We start from the raw sequence: 17,474 nt of genomic DNA, 5'->3' as shown, positions 1-17,474 counted from the left end.
CCTCTTTCTGTACTATAAGTAGTCGTTAATATGAAAAAAACGGTATTTCGTTTGATCAGTCCATGCGTAGGAATCACGATAATCCCAATAGCGATGACGGCTGCTAACGGTACGTGCATTCACAAGCGGCATGCCTCCTGCATCAAAAGCTGTGACGATTGTGCTGTGCTGATACTGCCCGTTGCCATCCCAGTCATATTGAATGATATCGCCCAGCATCAATTGCTCCGGCCGCTCCATGACTTCCGCACGCAAGCCACTGCTCCGACTTCCGCTCAAATAGCGTTGCAGACTGTCTGACACAGCCCAGCTATAGCTCCACCATTCTTGTTTGCCTTGGTAACCTTTGTACCACCAGCCCGTTTCTCTTTTACCAGTATAGTTGATAGGTGCTCCCCCTGCAAAGAGACATTGGGAGACATAATTTGTGCAATCCACCTCGAAGGTTTCGAACTCCGGATTGCCGTCTTTCCACCAGCGGTCGGCATACGCCACAGCTTCTTCACGGTTATACCGAACCTCTCGTGAACCTGCAATTTCTCCGAGAACATTCCGGTTTAGCAGGGGCTGTGATGGCAGCGGTGCCGGCAAAGCCTCTCCCCATTTGGATAGTCTGCCCGATAGCTCTACCTCTCCCCGATGAACCGTATTTCTTTCAGGGACACTTCGTTCCACACCAGCAATCTCCCAGCCCCCGCCGTCCCGTACAAAGGTCAGCCGCTCCAGCTCGATAATATCCTCGCGGTGGTTAACACCGCCTTTTTCATAATAAAGCGCACTATGCAGTGTAACCTCTGCTACTACCTCGGTCGGAGTCTGCCGGACGGTCCGCAAAGTCTTAACCCCTGTCTCTCCGCGCAAAGGAGTTATCCCACGTTCTTTATACCACTCCGCAAGACGTCTTGAACGCTCCCCTTGTTCTACCAGAAAACGCGGATCTTTAACGGATACGGAAACGGTATGCGATGATGACTTAGGCTCCACCCTGGCCTTATTCACTTGATCAACATATACATAAAGACTTTGCTTCCACTGTTGTTCCATTATACTCGCGCCCCTTCTTTCCCTTTTAACTGCTGTTCTATGTATATGAAAGGAAACAGGCCGCTATACAGATCGGTTGAATAGTTAAGGATGTTTCAAGCAAAAACTCTAACCCCAAGTCCGACATCTCAATCCAACATCGACAACGAGGACCCTATCACCTAATGACTGAGGAAGAGAAATTCAGTGTGTATTTTGCCTAATAATTAAGTAAAACCAAGGATTCCGGTGAATTCTTTCGTATTATCTCCTTTAAATGGCTCTTTTTGAGGTAAAAAGAATATCCCGAAACGATACAATGTAACAATGGAAGGGTAGCTTGGCATTTTCTCAGGCATAATTCGGGCTTTAGATGTAGGAAAAAAAACTTTACTCCCCACTTTGTAACCGTTATAATTAAGCTAGAAGCAATTTGAAATTGGGTTTCATTAGACGAAACAAGGAGGCGCATATATGCCAAGCAAGGATCATTTTTCATTGGCTCGGACCCTGGAATCAGGCGGCAAATCTTATCGCTATTATGATCTGAAGTCCCTTGAGGAACAAGGATTGGGCTCTATTTCTTCCCTGCCTTTTTCGATCAAAGTCCTACTAGAGGCTGCTGTACGTCAGTTTGACGGACGGGCAATTACTGAAGAACATGTGAAACAACTGGCCGATTGGTCAGGTGACATTGACCGTAATAAAGAAATTCCATTTATCCCTGCTCGTATCGTGCTTCAGGATTTCACCGGAGTTCCGGTAGTCGTGGATCTCGCAGCTATGCGTGATACTGTAAAAAAAGCCGGAGGAGATCCTAAACAGATCAATCCGCTTGTCCCGGTTGACCTTGTAATTGACCACTCTGTCATGGTTGATGCTTTCGGTACAGCAGACGCCTTGGAATACAATATGAACGTTGAGTTCGAACGCAACGAGGAGCGTTACCGTTTCCTTCGTTGGGCACAGACAGCTTTTAACAACTTCCGTGCAGTTCCACCAGCAACAGGTATCGTGCACCAGGTAAATCTAGAGTATTTAGCTTCCGTTGCCACTACTAAAACTATCGATGGTGAAACTGTCGTTTATCCAGATTCCCTTGTAGGAACGGATTCCCATACCACGATGATCAATGGTCTGGGTGTTGTGGGCTGGGGTGTAGGCGGTATTGAGGCTGAAGCAGGAATGCTTGGACAACCGCTCTATTTTGTTACACCTGATGTAGTGGGCTTCAAGCTTACAGGCAGCCTTATCGAAGGAGCTACAGCAACGGATTTGGCACTGACAGTAACTGAAATGTTGCGTAAAAAGGGTGTAGTCGGCAAATTCGTCGAATTCTACGGACCTGGCCTTGCTAACATCAGTCTGGCTGACCGGGCAACTGTTGCCAACATGGCGCCAGAATACGGAGCAACTATCGGTTTCTTCCCTGTAGATGACGAGACACTCGCTTATCTTCGCAGCACGGGCCGTCCGGATGATCTGGTGGCGTTGGTTGAATCTTATTACAAAGCACAAGGGATGTTCCGTACCTCGGATACGCCAGACCCTGAGTTCAGCGATGTGATTGAGCTTGACTTAGCTTCTGTCGTTCCTAGCTTGGCTGGACCAAAACGTCCACAAGACCGGATCGAACTTACGCATATGAAGGAAAATTTCGAAGGTATTATCCGTACACCTGTAGACAAAGGCGGTTATGGTCTCAGCGATGAGAAAATCGCTCAAGTCGTAGAAGTACAGCACAAAAATGATACTACCAGCAAGCTCAGCACAGGCGCAGTCGTAATCGCAGCTATTACTAGCTGTACGAATACTTCCAACCCTAGCGTTATGCTTGGAGCAGGTCTTTTGGCGAAAAAAGCTGTGGAACGTGGTCTGACCAAACCAGCTTATGTTAAGAGCAGCTTGACTCCAGGATCCTTGGTGGTTACTGAATACCTGCAAAAAGCAGACTTGCTGAAACCACTCGAAGCACTGGGCTTCTACTTGGCTGGTTATGGCTGTGCCACTTGTATCGGTAACTCCGGTCCATTGCCTGAAGAAGTTAGTCAAGCCATTACTGACAATGACATGACCGTAGCCGCAGTCATCTCCGGTAACCGGAACTTTGAAGGCCGCGTACATGCTCAGGTAAAAGCAAACTACTTGGCTTCACCGCCGCTCGTAGTTGCTTACGCCTTGGCTGGTACAGTAAATATCGATTTGCAAACTGAGCCACTTGGATTTGATCCGCAAGGTGAGCCAGTATTCCTGAAAGATATCTGGCCAACCACTGCTGAAATTCGTGAAGCCATTGGTCTCTCCCTTAGTCCGGAGATGTTCCGTAGCAAATACGAAAATGTATTCACCGCTAACGAACGTTGGAATTCGATTCCTGTTCCGCAAGGCGAGCTGTATGAGTGGGATGATAATTCCACGTACATCCAGAATCCGCCATTCTTCGAACATCTGGCAGACGGTCTGGGAGACATTAAGGATATCAAAGATGCACGCGTTCTAGCGCTGCTTGCTGATTCCGTAACAACCGACCATATCTCACCAGCGGGTAATATCTCTACCTCTGGTCCTGCTGGCGAATATTTGCGCGATCATGGTGTAGAACGTGCAGACTTCAACTCCTACGGCTCACGCCGCGGAAACCACGAAGTCATGATGCGCGGTACGTTCGCTAACATTCGGATTCGTAACGCAGTAGCTCCTGGTACAGAAGGCGGCGTTACTACCTTCTTGCCAAGCGACGAGGTTATGTCCATCTATGATGCTTCCATGCTCTATCAGGATGCTGGACAAAATCTGATCGTCATCGCTGGTAAGGAGTACGGTACAGGAAGCTCACGTGACTGGGCGGCTAAGGGTACGCTTCTACTTGGCGTTAAAGCAGTTATCGCTGAGAGCTTTGAGCGGATTCACCGCAGCAATCTGGTCGGTATGGGCGTACTCCCACTTCAATTCCAAGAAGGCCACGGCTGGAGCAGCTTGGGACTGACCGGACGCGAGACCTTCAATATTACTGGTCTCGATAACAACGTGGCACCAAGTCAAGAGCTAACTGTCACGGCTACCCGTGAAGACGGCACACAATTCGATTTCCCTGTCATTGCACGACTCGACAGTACAGTCGATATTGATTACTATCGCAACGGCGGTATCCTGCAGACTGTTCTTCGCCAGATGCTGGCAGATGCTACAGACTCTTCCGCGGTGTCGGTAGAATAGATTTAAAGTAACTTAAAAAGGGACTGTTTCACGGCCATGTGTGGCTGTGAGCAGTCCCTTTTTTATGGGGTGGTTTCAGTAGCCAATTTGCGGCGGGTAGGGTGCCTCTGTCTGTTGTCTTTGGAATCTTCACCATTACTGCGTGAGGCTCAGGGGACATTTAGGATTCCGCGCGCCTCAGGGGACGCCTAGGATTCCATGCTATCGGACTCAGATGACTCTAGTCGCTCGATTATCCGACTTTTGGCGTGCGATCGGACTCCATAGTCGCTATTGGCATAAAAAACACGCTGAATGAGCCCATTTCTGCCGAATAGCTGCACTGGGGTCCGAAACTCTGCCAAAAAGGCTTTAAATGGGCAAATAGCGTCCCCTGAGTCCGAAAGCCTCAGGGGACGCCTAGGATTCAATGCTATCGGACTCAGATGACTCTAGTCGCTCGATTATCCGACTTTTGGCGCGCGATCGGACTCCATAGTCGCTATTGGCATGAAAAACATACTAAAGGTTCCTGTTTTGGTCGAATAGCTGCACTGGAGTCCGAAACTATGCCAAACTGGCTGTCAATTCGCAAATAGCGTCCCCTGAGTCCGCACGCCCCAGGGGACGCTTAGGATTCCGCGCGATCGGACTCAGATGACTCTATACGCTCGATTATCCGACTTTTGGCGTGCGATCGGACTCCATAGTCGCTATTGGCATAAAAAACACGCTACAGGAGCCCATTTTTGCCGAATAGCTGCACTGGGGTCCGAAACTATGCCCAAAAGGCTTTAAATGGGCAAATAGCGTCTTCTAAGTCCGGAAGCCTCAGGGAATATCTAAATAACAACCCGAGATTACTTGTGTACGAGTTATGAGATACGTGGGTTCGTTGGTTCGTTGGCTTGTTGGCTCGTAGGTTCGTGGGTTCGTGGGTTCGTGGGCTCGTAGGTTCGTAGGTTCGTTGGCTCGTTGGCTCGTGGGTTCGTTGGCTTGTTGGCTCGTGGGTTCGTGGGCTCGTAGGTTCGTTGGCTCGTGGGTTCGTTGGCTTGTTGGCTCGTGGGTTCGTGGGCTCGTAGGTTCGTTGGCTCGTAGGTTCGTTGGCTCGTAGGTTCGTTGGCTCGTAGGTTCGTTGGCTCATAGGTTCATAGCGGGTTCTCTACCTTCCCGTCCTTCCATCCTCCCGCCCCTCCGTCCCTCTGCCTATCTAGACCCGGGGTTCAAACGCTCGAGCCTCAGATTACGAGTTACTGAGGCTTCCAAAGGAACGTATATTCACTGAAGCTCACCAAACCAACGCAAGGTAGGGGAGCCGTTAGCCATTAGCTAGCCGTCAGTTAGCTGTTGATTACCCATCAGTTAGCCGTTAATTACCCATCAGTCACTCATCAATTACCCTCAGTTACCCATCACCATCGTTTCCTGCCACTTACCCACAATCGACTAAGCATCTCTCCCCAAAAACAGCAAAGCAGCGATCCTCCAGTAACGGAGAGATCGCTGCTTTGCTGTTTAACAAGGTATGTCTCAGCCAGCGAATTAAGGAATCATCATGCCCATTTCACTAGCCGCTTCCTTCAGTACCGCGGCATATTCCACTAGCGTATCTCGGGATAAGCGACTAACTGGGCCGGACAGTGATAACGCCGCAATCACATTTCCACTGCGGCCCGTAACAGGCACCGCCACCGCGGCCGCACCGGGCTCGCGTTCCTCGAAACTAGTGGCATATCCGAGCCGGATAATGTCATTAAGCTGCTCTTGATAGACATCCTTCTCAACATAGTTCGGCCATCCCGAACTCTCCAGCAATTCTTTCAGCACCTCTGGAGGAGCATAGGCTGCCAGCACTTTGCTTGATGCCCCCACAGATAAAGGCAATCTCGCACCGATCTGCGCCACTCGCCGTATGGCCTGCTGGCTCTGAACCGCCTGAATCCGCACACGTTCTATGCCGTCGCGTAAGTATAAACTAACAGTCTCCCCTAGCCGATCCCGCAGCCGTTCCATTGACGGCAATAATACCGCGGCTGACTCATCAAAAGCAGGCAAATGCGTAGACAATTCCCAAATTCGTATACCCAAACTGTATTTCTCAGTGGCCGGATTACGAATGAGGAAGCCCTTTTCCTCCAAGGTTGCCAGCAGCCGATGGACGGTACTTTTATGTAAATCAATCTTTGAAGCGATCTCCGTCAACCCTAAATCTCTGTCCTGCGTAAAACAAAGCAATATATCAAGCGCACGTTCTACCGCACGCACTGTAAGCTTTCGGTCCTCCATGACAATCTCCCCCTCGTGTTTCATCAAATGAAACTCGGTTACATTATAACTAACTCTATCTTAGTGCAAAACTCTATGGAAAGTCCAGTATATTCACTCCGCCGGAGTTGTGCCAAAAATGTGCCGGAAAAGGTTGGGCCGCACTTTACAGTTACATTACAAAAGCATCTAATTCATTGACTTTGTAAGGGCTTTTTCATACGATTAACATATTAAATTATCTACTGATGCTTTAGAATCATTTTTACAAATTCTTCTAGGCACTAGTACTCACATCATTCTTAGGAGGGGACCATATGGATCTGGCAACTCGCCAAACCGGCACAACCGTCTCCCGTCGACCTAAACTACCTAAACAAGGCAGTTCATCCCGGCTATCGCTGCGGATGATTCGTGTGAAGCATATTATCGTTGCACTGCTATTATCTATTTTTTTCTTCTTAGCCTTCTGCTTTGTCTCACTTCATGGCTATATCGCCTGGGTATTATCTAATCCAACGGTCGCACCTCTGTATTCCAATCCCATGCAGGCCAAAGGTCTCGCATACGAGGATGTGACGTTTCCAGCTAAAGATGGAAGTCGGATGATGAGCGGCTGGTATATTCCCTCCGAAGGGGCTACCAAAACTATCGTGTTCAGCCATGGCTATGGCGCCAACCGGGAAGAATCTTGGGTACCTATGTACGATCTCGCTCACTATGCACACAGTCTGAATTTCAATGTCGTGATGTTTGATTACGGCTTTGCTGCCCAAGGCAACAAGGATATTGCAACCGGAGGTAAAAAAGAATCCCAGCAGCTTCTAGGCGCTATTGATTTTGCTAAGGAACGTGGAGCTGAGGAGTTAGTGGTATGGGGCTTCTCCATGGGAGCAGGCACAGCACTGCAAACAGGATTAGTATCAGAGGACATTGACGCGATGATTCTGGACAGCACCTTTTTGTTAGAGCCAGATACGCTGTATCATAATATTAAGCAAAATATTGATCTGCCCCGCCAGCCTTCCCTGGCGATTATGGAAATGCTGTTCCCAGTTCTGAACGGTACGGGGCTGAATCAAATTCCTTATGCGAAGGTCAAATCCGAAGATTATCCTTTCCCTATTCTACTCATGCATGGAACCGAAGATGATAAAGCTCCTTATCCTATTGCCGAAAAGCTGGCCGCGAACCAAAGCAATCCGTTCTCAGATTCCTGGGTCGTAGAGGGCAGCCATCATGAATTGCTATTCCGTGAGCACCCGCGTGAGTATTTGCGGCGAGTCTCTGCTTTCTTAGGAAATGTTCAACTAGCCAAAACCTACAATGGCAACCAGCCGGCGATGGCAAGTAACTAGTTAAGCACTACAATCCGCCTCTGTCCCCTGATGGGTCAGTTGCTTCAACCATTTACCACGGCGAAAACGCACGTAACCTATAACCAATCGAACAGCCTCTTCCAGGGACAGAAAGAAGTATACCCAGGGAAGAGGCTGTTTCCATCCCCATGACAACAGTAGCCCTAGAGGCACCCCAAGCAACCAAGTTGTCGAGCCTTCCATAATAAAGACGAATTTACTATCGCCACCACTCTGCAGGATCCCTCCCGCAATCATCATATTGCCCACCTTTATCCATAAAAAAAGAGCAAAAAAGCAGATAACGGAAGTGGCCATTCGGCGTTCTTCCAATGTTAAGTTAAAGGCTGAGACGTAGAGCGGGGCAAGAACAGCAATAAGCACACCAAGCAGCAATGAAATCCCTACTCCTATTCGAACAAAAAAACGAGCATACTGAAAAGCACCTGCATTATTATTTTCTCCCAGCTTATGTCCGACCATAATGCCAGCTGCACCAGAAAGCCCTGCCAGAAGTCCAATCGTCAACCCCTGCAGCGGAAAGGTCACTGTCATAGCGGTCATCTCCGCTGTGCCCATACGGCTATATATTACGGAATAACAAGCCTCCCCTAAGACCCAAACCAATTCCGTTAAAACAATAGGCGCTATCGTTCTTAAAAAAGGTATGCACAGCGCTTTCGAAAACGAACTGAGATCCTTAATACCTCCGGCACCCGGCAGCTTTCCACGATATACAGCTCCGACAATCAAGGCACTTTCGACTATACGTGAGATTAACGTTGCATATGCCGCACCTGCAAGTCCAAGCTCTGGAAATCCCCAATGCCCAAAAATAAGCGCATAGTTTAAAATAATATTCATTCCTACAGCAGCTATGCTAACAATCATTGGATACTTTACATGTCCTGAACTTCGTAGAACCGCCGAATAGAGCATCGTCAACATCGTTGGAATATAACTGAGGGCAACGATTTTCAGAAAAATGTACCCATTCTCCAACACTTCTTTATCCGTTGTAAAAATAGACAGACATAGCCGAGGGTTGAAAAAAACAAATATCGTAAATGAACCCGACAAGATCAGGCCAATTCCAAGACTTAATCCCAGTAGTGGTGTGATGCTCTTTCGGTCTTTACTCCCCCAATATTGAGCCGCGTATATAGCAAGACCCGTAGCAAGACCCGCCAGTACCACTGAAATCACGCTATAGATTTTACTAGCCATCCCAACCGAAGCGATTGCTACACCCCCAAGCTGCCCTACCATCAATTGATCTACTAAATACAGCACCGCCATGACTAGACTTTGGAGGGATATCGGTACCGCTAATTTTAAAAGCTGATTATAAAATTGCTTCTTCTCAAGCTTGTTCATACCCTCATCTCATTTCTCAAAGTTTTTCTACTACCCCATAGGATTTCATTAATCGGTCCACACGACAAAAAAAAGGTACACCCTCCTTTTCGCGAGGTTGTACCTTTCGGTATCATTGCCTTTATTTTCCTGTATTATTTCACCATATCAAACGGTTGTCAACGATATTATTATCGCGTTCTTATGCTCTTCATAAGCTATCATGAGCACACATATAATGGACTGATGAAGACATATCACGGGAGGTTTTCTTGGAATGTTATATGTATACGGGCCGATGCTGCCAGTACGTATTTTAGAAGAAATCGTATTCTGGAAAACACAAGAGAAAGAGCATACCGAGGTTATCAAAGCAATCGTACCTAACCTGGAGGAACCCTATGTTAAACTGCTGGATGAATGGGCAGTGGTCTTCGGTGCCACAGAGATGGCCGCTCAGCAGTTATTGAATTCTGCCCTCTCTGCTTCTCCACCAAGTCAGGCTGAACTCACTGCGGAAACAGAAAAGCTGCTGCATATCTCCTGTACCCAATCCCAAGAATTTGTTCGGCAGCTTTTTGCCATTATGGAAAGTAGCGCAGCCGTCAAAGCCGTCCCCCTTGCTACCACTGTGATCCTGCATATTATTCGCGAATCAGAGTATTTCCTTGCCGTACTGCACACTCTGAGCTCGCCCGGACAGCTCACGCAAATTATGAGAGATTATACAGCAGCCGACTATGTCGTTAGAACAGAAGAGGACAATGTCACGCGGAATGAGGGACTTATTCCTTCTACAGATACTATCCTTGATATTCGTGAAATGAGTGCTGTGCCAATTGGCGGACATACGCTGCCTCCATTGCCTTATGCTTATAATGCGCTGGAACCATACATCGATGAGAAAACCATGCGGATTCATCACGATAAACACCATCAAAGTTATGTAGATGGACTAAATAAAGCGGAGAACAAGCTAGCTGAGGCTCGCAAGAAAGGAGATTTCGATCTCGTTAAGCATTGGGAGCGGGAGCTAGCCTTTAATGGGGCAGGCCACTATCTCCATACAATCTTCTGGAACGTAATGTCTCCACAAGGTGGCGGGCGTCCAACTGGAGCCTTACTGGAAGCCATTGAACAAAGCTTTGGCAGCTATGACAACTTCAAGAAACAGTTCACAGAAGCTGCGAATAAGGTTGAAGGTGGCGGCTGGGCTATTCTCGTCTGGAGTCCACGCAGTCATAGACTGGAGATTTTGACTGCGGAGAAACATCAGAACCTGTCACAATGGGACGTGGTTCCGTTACTGGCTCTGGATGTATGGGAGCATGCCTATTACCTTAAACATCAGAATAATCGGGCCGATTATATTGAGGATTGGTGGAAGGTCGTTAACTGGCCTTACGTCTCAGAACGTTATGCTGCTGCCAGTAAACTGGCCTGGAAGCCTTTTTGATATTATTTCAATTCACAGTGAACATCACTCTTATTCCCACACCCTGACCAAAAAGGACCCATCATTCACATTACGTGAACGATGGGTCCTTCCAATTTCGAGGTATGCACCCCGATATTTATTCCTTAATCAAGCTTAGAAACTCCGCACGAGCGGCGGCATCCTCACGGAAGACCCCTCTAGTAGCCATAGTTACCGTTTTGCTGCCTGGCTTCTTCACTCCGCGTGCACACATACACAGATGTTCTCCCTCCACAACAACCATAACACCGTGGGGGCCTAGCACCTCCGTCATAATATCAGCAATTTGCGCCGTAATGCGTTCTTGAACCTGTAGACGCCGGCTTACTGCTTCAACAAGCCGAGCTAATTTGCTGAGTCCAGCAATACGTCCGCTCGGAATGTATCCTATATGCACTTTACCAAAGAAAGGAGCCATGTGGTGTTCACATTGGCTGTAATAGACGATATCCTTAACGATCACTAGCTCTTCATGAGACTCATCAAAAGTAACGCCGAGCGCCTCGCGGGGATCTATCGAATAACCGCCGAATATCTCCTCGTACATCCGCGTAACACGTGCCGGTGTTTCCAGCAGTCCCTCGCGGCCGGTATCTTCACCGATTAATTCTAATATTTTCTCAACGTGATACTCGATTTGCTCACGGTTCTCTGCAACTTTACCGTTCACATATTCCTTGATGTTCCCCATGATGTCTCCCCCTTCCGCACCCGTATACATGTTATCCGGACCCGGTTACTTACTTCTACGTTTATTCCCTTTAGCTGCTCCTGGGCGCGCACCTGGCTGTCCCTGAGTCTTCATCATTTGCTGGGCACGCTGCATTTGCTTCCCGTTCAGGTTATAACCCATTTGCTTTGCAACCTTTTGCAGCATTTCAGGATCATTCTGCATGTTTGTCATTTGTTTGCGCAGATAATATACACCGATGAAAAAACCACCGATGAGACCTACGACCAATGTAATAATAGGTAATGCGATACTCATCTAAAGCCCACCTCTACACTCTATTGTCTGCATCGCCATATGGCACGCGAATCTATCATAGCATTTCGGGAACTGGACAGCAATTGGCAATATGCAACCTGTCTATGAACTTTTTCCTCCATTAATATCGCTGTCCTCTCGTGCCTTCTTCCCAGTAAGGAGCACATCCTGCGCCCGGCTTAGCATTTCCCTCACCGTGCTATCCTCCTCGCGCTCTAAACCCGCTTCTACAGCCGCTAGAGCCTCATCACCGCCAATACGTCCAAGCGCCCAAGCAGCAGTGCCCCGCATCTCTGGCCGCGGCTCTTTCAGAACAATCTCTGATAGCTTTGGCACAGCCCCGGCTTCCTTAAAATTGCCTAGGGCAATGATCGCATTTCGCTGCATCGGCTTTTTGCCTCTCCAGGCTGCTGAGCTATTGCCGAATTTCTCTTTGAACTCACGATTGCTAAGATCAAGGATCGGCAGCAGCAGCGGCTTCACAATTTCAGGATCAGGTTGCATCTGAGGGCGATGATTCCAGTTCTTACCCCTATTCTTGGGACATACAATCTGGCAAGTATCACAGCCGTATAGACGATTGCCGATCTTGGTCATATACTCCTCGCTGAGGAACCCTTTAGTCTGCGTCAAAAAAGAAATACAAGCCTGTGCGTTAAGCTGACCCGGACCCACCAGCGCTCCGGTCGGACAAGCATCAATGCACTTAGTACACTCCCCGCAGCCTTCTTCAACAGGTTCATCCGGAGCAAAAGGAATGTTCGTAACCATTTCCCCAAGATAAATCCATGATCCCCATTTGGGCGAGATGATAGAACAGTTTTTGCCGCTGAAGCCTATTCCCGCTCTTTCCGCTACCGCTCTATCTACTAGAACACCAGTGTCCACCATACTTTCCAGCACAGCCTCCGGTACACGCTCGTGAATAAATTCCTCTAGCTTACTTAAGGCTTCCCTCAGCACATGGTGATAGTCCCTGCCCCAAGATGCCCGGGCGAGGATGCCTCTACGTGCACCCGGCTCAGATTTAGGAGGGTTCTCCATTTTAGAAGGGTAAGCCACTGCAATCGAAATAATAGATAACGGCTTGTCTCCAGAAGACAATGCTGGAACTGTCCTTTTATCCAGATCGGGTTCCTCGAAGCCAGATTCATATCCTTTGTCCCGGTGGTCTTGCAGTATATTTTTTAAATATAAAAAAGGTTCTGCTGTTGTAAATCCGATATCATCAATACCGAGTGATGTCGCAGCCTCCTGAATCTCTGCTTTAAGCTGTGCCCACTTGGAAGGCGGGGGAGCATACGATGACTGAAATGTATTGGTCATTTCCGCCTTCTCCTTTCATATCTTCGCTGACTTTCTTATAATCTATTCAGTTTTGACAGAGGCCACCATATATAATCAGCCCTGCCGACAATCATATCCTGTGAAATAGAGCCGAAGTAACGGCTGTCCTTGCTGGCTGAAGCATGACGGTTATCGCCCATTACAAAATAATTGCCACTTTCCACGGTTAACGCTGCAAAATCCGGATCTTCAATCTCAGTATCGATATAGGGCTCATTCACTATTTTTCCATTCACGTATAACTGATGATTCCGTACCTCTATGATATCTCCAGGTATGCCAATCACTCGCTTCACTAAATACTCCTTATGACTAGGTCCGGTACTTGGATCATGAAGAATGACAACATCACCATGTTTTGGATTTACGAAGAGCAATGAAATTTTATTAATGAAGAGCCTCTCACCCTCCCAGAGCGTTGGCTGCATAGACTGACCTTTAACCGTTGATATATTGAACACAAAAACATTAAGAACAGACATCACAGCAAAAACAATCACAGCTGTAAGCAGCCAATCCTTCATTTCCGAGACCAAACGACCGCCCAGGGTAGTCTTGGATCTGGAGGATCTATGTCTTTGTTTCCTATTTCTCGTGTAATCTACTTGGGGCTCCTGATTCAATATGTCACCTCTGTTCTCAATAATTGAAGTCTATACTTGCAGATATTATAACAATAAAAAAGCATATCTCCCAGCCATTAGCAATGGACTTCTGGAAAATACGCTCGAGTATGAATGAAACAGACTATATCGTCAGCTATAGTTCTTTTTTCTAGAAAATGTTTCCGCTTTCGCAGCTGAGTGATCAAAATTACCCAACAATGCTCAGCTTCCGGACAGATTTGAAGATTTGATTCTCGCTATATCCCATAGCTTCATACAACGGCAAAGCAAAAGAATTATGCTCATCGACGGCTACATAGATACCACTGACTTTACGAGCTTGAAACCTGGATTCCATAGCTGATACCAGACTTCTACCGACTCCTCTGCGGCGATAATCAGGATGTACAGCAATCCGGAAATAACAACCGTGGTTTTTCTCAATTGTACCAATCAGTGCTCCAACAATTTCTTCTTCATCTTCCGCAACTACAATGAGATCTGAATCCCAAGAAAGCTGCCTGGAGAAAGGCTCGATAGTGTTCTCGAAACACTCTTCCGATAATGCGGTTTGCAGCAAATCAGTCACAGGGCTAACGTCGCTTAATTGAAAGGAACGAACGTGCATTCTTTAAAATCTCCCTTGTCTATGGCTTATGAATTTAACAAAAAGAAGGGGTTCCCTTAACATAGAGAAAATAAAAAAAAGCATCAAATATCGAGGAATACCTGCTTTTAAATCTATTAAAGCACACTTTTCTCGTGATATCATCATTTTTCTTTTGAAAGCGCTTAATATCAAGCGTTTACATTTCGGGTGAGGTTCATTTCTTCATTAAAAGGGTATTAACAAGAATATATGTCTATAGGTTAGGGACTATTTATTTTAACATTCTAAATACAATTGTAAAACCCTTTCCCTCTCCAATTATACTTTATAAACATTTATGTTTGTTTAGTGTTGCATTATTGGTCTAGATACGGTTTAATTAAAGTATCCTATTGGGCGAAACCCTATAGTACATATTTACAATAAAGGATTTTGACGTTAGTTCGCCAGAATTCTTTATCTATAACAAAATTCTAATATAACTCAGGAGGGATTTTTCCATGGCATTTCAATTACCGGCACTTCCTTATCCGAACAACGCACTCGAACCACACATCGACGCATTGACGATGGAAATTCACCATGACAGACACCATAACACATATGTAACTAATCTGAATGCAGCTTTGGAAAAAGCACCTGAATTGCAAAGCAAAAGCATTGAAGAGCTTCTTACAGATCTGAACGCTGTACCTGAAGCTATCCGTACTGCTGTTCGCAACAATGGTGGCGGACACGCTAACCACACTTTGTTCTGGGAAGTTATCGGACCAAACGGCGGCGGCGCACCAACTGGCGCATTGGCTGAAGCTATCGATAAAGAACTGGGCGGATTCGAAAAATTCAAAGAAGATTTCGCAGCAGCAGCAACTACTCGTTTCGGCAGCGGCTGGGCTTGGCTAGTTGTTAAAGATGGCAAACTGGCAGTAACAAGCACACCTAACCAAGACAACCCAATCAGCGAAGGCGCTACTCCAATCCTCGGACTGGATGTATGGGAGCACGCTTACTACCTGAACTACCAAAACAAACGCCCTGATTACATCAAAGCGTTCTGGAACGTAGTAAACTGGGAAGAAGTTGGCAAACGTTACGAAAGCGCAAAATAAGAAATTCCATTTGGCTTATGCCATTTAACTAAAAAAGAAGGTATCTCAGAGCCGAATAGGCTAAGGGATACCTTCTTTGTTTAGGTTGGAGATATAGAGAGATAAAGATAAAGACAGAGATTGATTGATTGAGATCCTCCCAGACACCGCATTTCACGCCCCTTGCGTCGCTTAAATGGATGCACTGGATCGGTATAGATCAGAATAGATCGGTATAGATGAGAATAGATCGGAATAAATCGCAATAAATCTATACTCGGCTTACGAGAATCTGCGTTTGGAGTCGCTGAGCAATAGATTAGGGAATAACTCCCTAAAATTCTGCGATATACTCCATAAACACGAGTAATTAGGGAAATACTCCCTAAAAATTATCCGTTTTGGGCATAAAACCGATATTTTCCCAATTATTAGGGAGGTTTTCCCTAAAATGATCAATTACAAGCCAAATCGACCTATTTTTAGGGAAGAATTCCCCAATTAAATCTTTACCACTCTCGTAGCCATAGAACACCAGAAGAATTTAGTTGGAACAAGACTGAACTAATCTGAACCAAATAAACAAATATTTGCTACGAACAGACTGAAGCATACGACCCTACTTAGGTGCATATGACCATACTTAGGTGCATACTACTCTACTTAGGCGCATATGACCATACTTAGGTGCATACGACCCTACTTAGGTGCATACGACCATACCTAGGTGCATACGACCCTACTTAGGCGCATACGACCATACCTAGGTGCATACGACCCTACTTAGGTGCATACATCAAACTCAGGTTTTGTACATTTAGCACTTTAGCAACGCAACACGGCGAATCTCCTACTTCTCTAGCTTCGCCCGCTCTTCCTGCTCATCAAAATAAAGGTTCAGTAGCTTCAAAAAAACGTTAGGGAACGCATAGTTAGCCATGTCTTCGCGGCTGATCCAGCGCACAGCTCCGCCGTCCTCTGGACTAGCGGTCCCGTCCTCAAACCTCTCGATAGGCATGCTGCTGTCGATTCCTGAGAACAAGTCCGCTTCCGCGTTGTACACTGCCCGTCCTTCTGCCGCTATCGGCAGCGGAAGGGCGTCCTCTTCGCTGCAGCGGTACACCTGCAGCGTCCACACGATATGGCTGAAGATATGCTCAGCAGCCATCCAGTGCTTCTCAGGCCGGGCAGAGATCCCGGCCTCCCGCAGTGACCGGCGCAGCCGGTCCAGCGCCGCGACTTCCGGCAGCCGCGCGCCTTTGGCGCCGCCTTCCACAGGCGGCGCCGGCCAGTGCGGCAGCTCCCACATGCGGGCTAACAGCCCGCTTTGTGGCCGCTGCCGGATGAGCACTTGGCCCGCGTGGGCACCGCGGCCCTCAATCAAAGCCGCCAGCCGTTCCTCAGGGCGCGGCGGCTTGGCCTTGGTCTTGACGGGCAGCGAGGTCTCGCAGCCCGCCAGGCGCGCGGCGCAATGCTCCATCACCGGGCAGGTTAAACAGCGCGGTGATTTAGGAGTGCATACGAGCGCCCCAAGCTCCATCAGCGCCTGATTAAAAGATGCCGCTTCCCCCTCCGGGATCAGTTCAGCTGCCAGGCGCTCCATTTTTACGCGGGTGGGTCCCTTGGCGATATCATCCTCTATCAGGAAGTATCGGGACAACACCCGCATCACATTGCCGTCGACCGCTGGCTCCGGCCGATTGAACGCAATGCTAAGGATAGCCCCTGCCGTATAAGGTCCCACTCCCTTTAAACTGAACACAGCCTCGCGATCATTCGGCACCTGCCCGCCATACAGCTCTTTGACCTGTTTGGCCGCATGCTGTATATTGCGAGCACGAGAATAATAGCCTAAGCCTTCCCAGCACTTAAGCACGTCCTCTTCTGGTGCATCGGCGAGCGACTCCACGGTAGGAAACCTTTCGATAAACCGATTGAAATACGGGATTACCGTATCCACCCTTGTCTGCTGCAGCATTATTTCAGAAATCCAAATATAATAAGGATTGCGGTGCCGACGCCAAGGCAAATCCCGTTTCTGCCCTTGATACCACTCCAGCAAATGATAGCTGAAATATTGCTTAGCCTCCCGCAGCTCCTGTCCGTCTTGAACTTGTAGATCTTGTTGTGTCATTATAACGCTCCTTGCCCTTCTATAATCA

Annotated in this window: 12 protein-coding genes and 1 pseudogene; 4 read left to right on the top strand and 9 right to left on the bottom strand. The window is 47.5% G+C overall.

All coding sequences use genetic code 11. The features are described 5' to 3' along the window. Positions 1-12 precede the first annotated feature (12 nt). Positions 13-1,047: an amidase domain-containing protein gene (locus tag NST40_RS03075; protein ID WP_341004232.1), complete on the bottom strand. Its 1,035-nt coding sequence runs from the start codon at positions 1,045-1,047 to the stop codon at positions 13-15. Positions 1,048-1,497: 450 nt separating this feature from the next. Between NST40_RS03075 and acnA the strand changes: the two genes are divergently transcribed. Continuing rightward, complete coding sequence (acnA, locus tag NST40_RS03070) at positions 1,498-4,239, top strand: aconitate hydratase AcnA (protein ID WP_038568617.1); 2,742 nt, start codon at positions 1,498-1,500, stop codon at positions 4,237-4,239. A gap of 1,521 nt (positions 4,240-5,760) precedes the next feature. Here acnA and NST40_RS03065 read toward each other — a convergent pair. Then, positions 5,761-6,504, bottom strand: a complete 744-nt coding sequence (locus NST40_RS03065; protein WP_076305673.1) for an IclR family transcriptional regulator — start codon at positions 6,502-6,504, stop codon at positions 5,761-5,763. 296 nt (positions 6,505-6,800) lie between these two features. Between NST40_RS03065 and NST40_RS03060 the strand changes: the two genes are divergently transcribed. After that, positions 6,801-7,841 carry an alpha/beta hydrolase gene (locus NST40_RS03060; RefSeq protein ID WP_139329954.1) on the top strand — a complete coding sequence of 347 codons (1,041 nt, stop codon included), beginning with the start codon at positions 6,801-6,803 and terminating at the stop codon, positions 7,839-7,841. Here NST40_RS03060 and NST40_RS03055 read toward each other — a convergent pair whose 3' ends face one another. After that, positions 7,842-9,218 (bottom strand): MATE family efflux transporter, encoded by a 1,377-nt coding sequence (locus tag NST40_RS03055; RefSeq protein ID WP_341001086.1) that lies wholly within the window; start codon positions 9,216-9,218, stop codon positions 7,842-7,844. 256 nt (positions 9,219-9,474) lie between these two features. Here NST40_RS03055 and NST40_RS03050 point away from each other — a divergent pair, with 256 nt between their 5' ends. Then, positions 9,475-10,653: a Fe-Mn family superoxide dismutase gene (locus tag NST40_RS03050; protein ID WP_076105973.1), complete on the top strand. Its 1,179-nt coding sequence runs from the start codon at positions 9,475-9,477 to the stop codon at positions 10,651-10,653. 118 nt (positions 10,654-10,771) lie between these two features. Here NST40_RS03050 and folE read toward each other — a convergent pair whose 3' ends face one another. From folE to NST40_RS03025, 5 genes and pseudogenes are all read right to left on the bottom strand, one after another. Then, the gene (gene folE, locus NST40_RS03045) at positions 10,772-11,365 is read right to left on the bottom strand and encodes a GTP cyclohydrolase I FolE (protein ID WP_036676830.1); all 594 of its coding nucleotides are present in this window, start codon (positions 11,363-11,365) and stop codon (positions 10,772-10,774) included. Positions 11,366-11,410: 45 nt separating this feature from the next. Further along, positions 11,411-11,662 carry a YneF family protein gene (locus tag NST40_RS03040; RefSeq protein WP_036676828.1) on the bottom strand — a complete coding sequence of 84 codons (252 nt, stop codon included), beginning with the start codon at positions 11,660-11,662 and terminating at the stop codon, positions 11,411-11,413. Between the two features lie 171 nt (positions 11,663-11,833). Next, positions 11,834-12,988, bottom strand: a pseudogene (gene queG / locus NST40_RS03035) (tRNA epoxyqueuosine(34) reductase QueG); the annotation flags it as partial. 35 nt (positions 12,989-13,023) lie between these two features. After that, a complete protein-coding gene (gene lepB, locus NST40_RS03030; protein WP_076101394.1) occupies positions 13,024-13,632 on the bottom strand; it encodes a signal peptidase I in 609 nt (202 codons plus the stop codon). Positions 13,633-13,822: 190 nt separating this feature from the next. Continuing rightward, entirely contained in the window at positions 13,823-14,242 is a 420-nt protein-coding gene (locus tag NST40_RS03025; RefSeq protein WP_036676822.1) for a GNAT family N-acetyltransferase, read from the bottom strand. 482 nt (positions 14,243-14,724) lie between these two features. Here NST40_RS03025 and NST40_RS03020 point away from each other — a divergent pair, with 482 nt between their 5' ends. Continuing rightward, complete coding sequence (locus NST40_RS03020) at positions 14,725-15,333, top strand: superoxide dismutase (protein WP_036676820.1); 609 nt, start codon at positions 14,725-14,727, stop codon at positions 15,331-15,333. Between the two features lie 829 nt (positions 15,334-16,162). On the opposite strand, the gene mutY is transcribed toward NST40_RS03020, so the two are convergent. After that, positions 16,163-17,446, bottom strand: a complete 1,284-nt coding sequence (gene mutY / locus NST40_RS03015; protein WP_342410393.1) for an A/G-specific adenine glycosylase — start codon at positions 17,444-17,446, stop codon at positions 16,163-16,165. Positions 17,447-17,474 lie beyond the last annotated feature (28 nt).

Origin of the sequence: Paenibacillus sp. FSL R10-2778 (genome assembly GCF_038593035.1) — a bacterium.
GTDB classification, from domain to species: Bacteria; Bacillota; Bacilli; order Paenibacillales; family Paenibacillaceae; genus Paenibacillus_AQ; species Paenibacillus_AQ odorifer.
Note: the sequence above shows the minus strand (reverse complement) of the source record. Positions and strands in the feature narration are given on the sequence as shown.